The 5,499-nt window shown below is 68.2% G+C and carries 3 protein-coding genes and 2 pseudogenes; 3 read left to right on the top strand and 2 right to left on the bottom strand.

Annotated elements, in window-relative coordinates:
* Positions 1 to 714: 714 nt before the first annotated feature.
* Positions 715 to 1,137 (bottom strand): annotated as a pseudogene (locus ABZ281_RS35715) (Scr1 family TA system antitoxin-like transcriptional regulator); the annotation flags it as partial.
* Between the two features lie 307 nt (positions 1,138 to 1,444).
* Between ABZ281_RS35715 and ABZ281_RS35720 the strand changes: the two are divergent.
* The 3 genes and pseudogenes from ABZ281_RS35720 to ABZ281_RS35730 form a co-directional block, all read left to right on the top strand.
* Positions 1,445 to 1,552 (top strand): annotated as a pseudogene (locus tag ABZ281_RS35720) (inositol-3-phosphate synthase); the annotation flags it as partial.
* Positions 1,553 to 1,640: 88 nt separating this feature from the next.
* On the top strand, positions 1,641 to 2,903 hold the full coding sequence (locus ABZ281_RS35725; protein WP_356662226.1) for an MFS transporter: 1,263 nt from the start codon (positions 1,641 to 1,643) through the stop codon (positions 2,901 to 2,903).
* 123 nt (positions 2,904 to 3,026) lie between these two features.
* Complete coding sequence (locus ABZ281_RS35730) at positions 3,027 to 3,539, top strand: hypothetical protein (protein WP_356662227.1); 513 nt, start codon at positions 3,027 to 3,029, stop codon at positions 3,537 to 3,539.
* Positions 3,540 to 3,657: 118 nt separating this feature from the next.
* On the opposite strand, the gene ABZ281_RS35735 is transcribed toward ABZ281_RS35730, so the two are convergent.
* Positions 3,658 to 5,103: a CCA tRNA nucleotidyltransferase gene (locus ABZ281_RS35735; protein WP_356662228.1), complete on the bottom strand. Its 1,446-nt coding sequence runs from the start codon at positions 5,101 to 5,103 to the stop codon at positions 3,658 to 3,660.
* Between the last annotated feature and the right edge of the window lie 396 nt (positions 5,104 to 5,499).

The following is a 5,499-nucleotide window of genomic DNA, read 5'->3' on the forward strand; positions in this document are numbered from 1 at the left end:
GTTCGACTGATGCCGGCCATGGCACATCCGCGCCGAGCGGCGCGTGGGGAAGGAACCATGCAGCAGCACACGTACACGCTCGACCACTGGAGCACCCGCAGCGACGCGCGGACCGGGCGCCACACATCCCCCGCGGACGGCCTTCCCTGGACCCGCACGGCATGCCGGGACGTCAGGAACCGTGGTACAGCCGTTGCAGGTCGACGAGGACCACCTCACCCCGGCTCTCGGCCGCCCGCAAATTCCGGGTCGAAACCGGCGCCGCTGTAGCAGGCGGGTCTGGCATGACGGGTGTCGACACCCTTCGCCTCCAGCAACTGCGAACTCCGCTACGGGAACAACAGCAGTCAGACACCCGACCTCATCCGCGACGACGGAGTGTGGTGGCTGGCCATCGGGGACGGCGACCCGGTGAGGCCCTGGACACAGGCGCTCGGCTGGGGTGTGCATGGGCGTCTTGTGGTTGTCCTCGAACAGGCGCGCCCGTGCCAGTCGGGCGCTGACCTTCTCCTCTACCGGTCGTGTCCCGCATCGTGGTGTAGGGGATCAAGCGTTACGCGTACCGGTACGAGGCCCCTGACGATCTCTGCGGAGGCGGCAGTCCACGAGGCGCCCTGCTGAGGCGAGTTGAACCTCTGATCCGGCGGGGCCAATGCTCCTGACCTGCGGATTGCGGCGCCTTGATCGGCTACACCACTTGACGGGACGCCATCCCTCTACCTCCTCCTCCTGAGCCAGCGGCATGGCTGCTTGAACGAGCGCCCGGGCATAGACGTCCGTCTGCAGCAAGCCGGGGATCAAGGTCGGACACCACTCCTCGATGGACTTGGCGTGCCGTTCCGCCTCCAGCACCCGCTCGAAGTAGCTCGCGTGCTCCCGCCGTTTCGCCCGTCGCACGTCCTCGCAGCGCCGCAGGAAGAAGCCGTCCGTGCCCAGCACCCTGTCCACGTGCTCGGCGAGCTCCGCCGGCATCCGGCGCGTCCCCCGCTCGATCTCGCTGAGGTGGCTCGGCCCGTAGAAGCTGCCCTCGACCAACTGTTGGAGCGTCAGGCCCGCCCTCTCCCGCTTCCAGCGCAACTCACTGCCGTAGAAGGTCGGGACGCCCGTCGAACCGTCGATGTCCTTGCGCTGACCCATTGTTCACCGTCCTTGGTGTGCCGATACCGCCCGCTACCAGCCCCTTCACCACGCAGCCGCAGTTCAGGAGCGGGAGAGCGAAGGGCTGTCACGCTACGGCGGCCGGCGCCACAGCGTGAGAAGTCCGTCACTCAGCGCACTGGAAGGTGTGAACCCCGTGCACAGCCCCGTCGAAGCCGACTCCTGCGTCGAGGAGTTGCGAGCCGCGCTCGCCGCACACGGCATCACCCTGCCGTCCCTCGGACTCGATCTCCCGGCTCTCGCCTCCCGGCCCGCGCGGCCGCTGATCACACTCGGAACCTGCACTCTCCTCACCGCGTCGAGCTACTTCATGAAGTCCCCGCCCGTGCAGTACTTCGACGACGAGGCCCGCGAGAACGTCGAGAAGTTCATCAAGGGTGAGGTCGAGCGCTGACGCGCCGCAACCAGTCGCTCCTGCCAGAGCTGTGAGGGTCCCCGGGTCGTACGACCGGGGACCCTCCCCGTATGTGAGGCTGGGCCCCATGGCCGTCGTCCGTGACCTGCGCGTCCTGTTGCGCTTCCAGGGTTTCCGGCGCCTGCTCGCCGTACGTCTGCTGTCCCAGGGTGCCGACGGCGTCTACCAGGTCGCGCTCGCCGCGTACGTGGTCTTCTCGCCGGAGAAGGAGACCTCGGCGGCCGGTGTCGCCTCCGCGATGGCCGTGCTCCTGCTCCCGTACTCCCTCGTCGGCCCCTTCGCCGGTGTCCTGCTGGACCGATGGAGGCGCCGCCAGGTCCTGCTGTTCGGCAGCCTGTTGCGTGCCCTGCTGGCCTTCGCGACGGCCCTGCTGGTCCTCAGTCCGGCACCGGACTGGCTCTTCTACGTCTCGGCCTTGTGCGTCACCGCCGTCAACCGCTTCGTCCTGTCGGGCCTTTCCGCCGCCCTGCCGCGCGTGGTCGACGCCGACCGCCTGGTCATCGCCAACTCCCTCTCCCCGACGGCCGGGACGCTGGCCGCGACCGCGGGCGGCGGACTCGCCTTCGTCGTGCGCCTGGCGGTGGCGGACTCGGACGCCGCGGTGGTGCTCGTGGGAGCCGGGCTGTATCTGTGCGCCGCGCTCGCATCGCTGAGCATGGCGCGGGAACTCCTCGGCCCTGACCGGCCCTTGCCACGCGAGGAGATCGGAACGGCTCTCACGGGCACCGTCCGCGACCTGGCGGCGGGTGTGCGTCACCTCGCCGCGCCGCAGCGCCGGGAGGCCGCCTGGGCGCTCACGGCGATGTCGCTGATGCGGTTCTGCTACGGCGCCCTGTTGGTCATGCTGCTGATGCTGTGCCGGTACGCGCTCACCTCGACCGCGGACGACGGACTCGCCCTGCTGGGATTGGCGTTGGGCTTCTCCGGCGCCGGGTTCTTCGCGGCTGCCGTGGTGACCCCGTGGAGCGCGGGGCGGCTCGGGCCGGGCCGCTGGATCGTCGTGTGCGCGGGAGCCGCGGCGCTGCTGGAGCCCGCGCTCGGACTGCCGTTCGCCACCGCTCCGCTGCTGGCCGCGGCCTTCGTCCTGGGGCTGACCACCCAGGGCGCGAAGATCGCCACGGACACCATCGTCCAGTCCTCCGTCGAGGACGGCTTTCGTGGCCGGATCTTCTCGGTTTACGACGTCCTCTTCAACGTTTCCTTCGTCGGCGCGGCCGCCGTGGCCGCCGTGATGCTGCCGCCGGACGGCCGGTCCGTCCCGCTGGTGATCACGATCGCCGTCATCTACGCGACAGTAGCTACAACTATGGCCCGTTTTGGCCGCCAGTAAGTGTCACATCAATGACACAGAGCCACTTCTGGCTACTGCGTTGTCAGTGCGGACCGCTACCTTACGTGGGTCTTATCTCGCGACATGTTCGCGTCACTCACCATGTTCTAGGGGGACCCCCAAGTGACTACTCCGCCGCCCCAGGGCAATCCATTCGCGCAGGGCCAGCCCGCGACTGCACCCCAGACTCCGGTTCCGCCCCAGGGCGGTTACCCCCAGCAGCCCGGACAGCCCGGCTTCCCGCCCCAGGGCGCCGCTCCGTACGCTCCGGTCCCCCCGCAGCCGTCCGGCCGCAAGCTCAGCTTCAAGACGATCAAGAACATCGTCGTCGTCATTGCCGTGGCGACCATAGCCATCGTCGGCTACGTGACCAGCCGGGACGACGCCAACACGGCGGCAGTCGGCGACTGCATGCACCGCGGCAGCGCCAGCGACAACAACCCGGACCTCGAGGTCGTCGAGTGCAGTGACGCGAAGGCCCAGTACAAGGTGCTGGCCAAGATTGAGGGCTCGTACCTCACGCAGACGCTGGCTTCCAGCAAGTGCGAGGCCGAGGCCAAGGACTTCCAGTACACGTACACCGAGAGCGGTGACGGCAAGGACTTCTTGCTCTGCCTGAAGGACTACAAGAAGTAGGCAGACGTGACGAGGGGCGGTGTTTCACGTGAAACACCGCCCCTCGGTCTGTCTCCGGCAGGCCGCCTGGCCGCAATGGGGTCATGTTTCACGTGAAACATGACCCCATTTCACAGCCTCAGCTCTCCTGCTCGGCCCACCACTCCTTGAGCGCGGCCACTGCGGCGTCATGCTCCATCGGCCCGTTCTCCAGGCGCGTCTCCAGCATGTGCTGGTAGGCGCGGCCGACGGCCGGGCCGGGACCCACGCCGAGGATCTCCATGATCTGATTGCCGTCGAGGTCCGGACGGATCGAGTCGAGCTCCTCCTGCTCCTGCAGCTTGGCGATCCGCTCTTCCAGCCCGTCGTAGGCACGCGACAGAGCCGCGGCCTTGCGCTTGTTGCGCGTCGTGCAGTCCGAGCGGGTCAGCTTGTGGAGGCGGTCCAGGAGCGGACCGGCGTCACGGACATAGCGGCGGACCGCCGAGTCCGTCCACTCACCGGTGCCGTAGCCGTGGAAGCGCAGGTGGAGTTCGACCAGACGTGAGACGTCCTTCACCAGCTCGTTGGAATACTTCAGCGCCGTCATGCGCTTCTTGGTCATCTTCGCCCCGACCACCTCGTGATGGTGGAACGAGACCCGGCCGTCCTTCTCGAATCGGCGCGTGCGCGGCTTGCCGATGTCGTGCAGGAGAGCAGCCAGGCGGAGGGTGAGGTCGGGACCGTCCTCCTCCAGCGCCATCGCCTGCTCCAGGACGATCAGCGAGTGGTCGTAGACGTCCTTGTGACGGTGGTGCTCATCACGCTCCAGGCGCAGGGCCGGCAGCTCGGGCACCACGCGTTCGGCGAGGCCCGTCTCCACGAGCAGCGTCAAGCCCGTGCGCGGCTGCAGGGAGAGGATCAACTTGTTCAGCTCGTCCCGCACCCGTTCCGACGAGACGATCTCGATACGTCCGGCCATCTCCGTCATCGCCGTGACGACCTCGGGGGCGACCTCGAAACCGAGCTGAGCGGCGAAACGCGCAGCCCTCATCATCCGCAAGGGGTCGTCCGAGAACGACTCCTCCGGGGTGCCGGGAGTACGCAGCACACGCGCCGCAAGGTCCTCGAGCCCTCCGTGCGGGTCGACGAACTCCTTCTCCGGCAGGGCCACCGCCATCGCGTTCACCGTGAAGTCACGGCGGACGAGATCCTCCTCGATGGAGTCCCCGTACGACACCTCGGGCTTGCGCGAGGTGCGGTCGTAGGCCTCGGAGCGGTAGGTGGTCACCTCGATCTGGTAGCCGCCTTTGTGGGCGCCGACCGTGCCGAAGGCGATTCCGACCTCCCACACGGCGTCCGCCCACGGGCGCACGATCTTGAGGACGTCCTCGGGGCGGGCGTCGGTCGTGAAGTCCAGGTCGTTGCCGAGCCGGCCCAGCAACGCGTCCCGCACCGAGCCGCCGACGAGGGCGAGGGAGAACCCGGCCTCCTGGAAGCGGCGGGCGAGGTCGTCGGCGACAGGAGCGACCCGCAACAGTTCACTCACCGCGCGGTGCTGCACCTGGCTCAGGGCACTGGACGTTTCTTCGTTGGCGTTCGGCACAAAAGAAGAGGGTACGTGGCCCGGGCCACCTCGAGCTCCTCCCATTTCCGCACGCAGATGCATGGGGACACGTCCGTCATAGGCGTACAAGCGCTGCCCCTGGGCCGTATGGAACCACTCACGCCCATAGAGTCATATACCAGGCAGCACGGCGCTGGGCCGGCGATCTTGTGAAGCGGACCGCGGCACTTCCCCTCAGCGCACATCGTTACCATGCGTGGACGCACATTCCGAGGACCACTGACGACGACGAGGGACGGACGAACGCGTGGCCGAGGCGGCAGACTTCCAGGGGACCAGTGCCTCACCTGCCCGCCGCTGGCTGCGGCGCACCGGGGCACTGCTCACCGGCGCGCCGCTGCTGGCCGGACTCCTCCAGTTGCCCGCCGCGACGCC

It is taken from the genome of Streptomyces sp. NPDC006265 (genome assembly GCF_040613555.1).
In the GTDB taxonomy this organism is placed as follows: domain Bacteria; phylum Actinomycetota; class Actinomycetes; order Streptomycetales; family Streptomycetaceae; genus Streptomyces.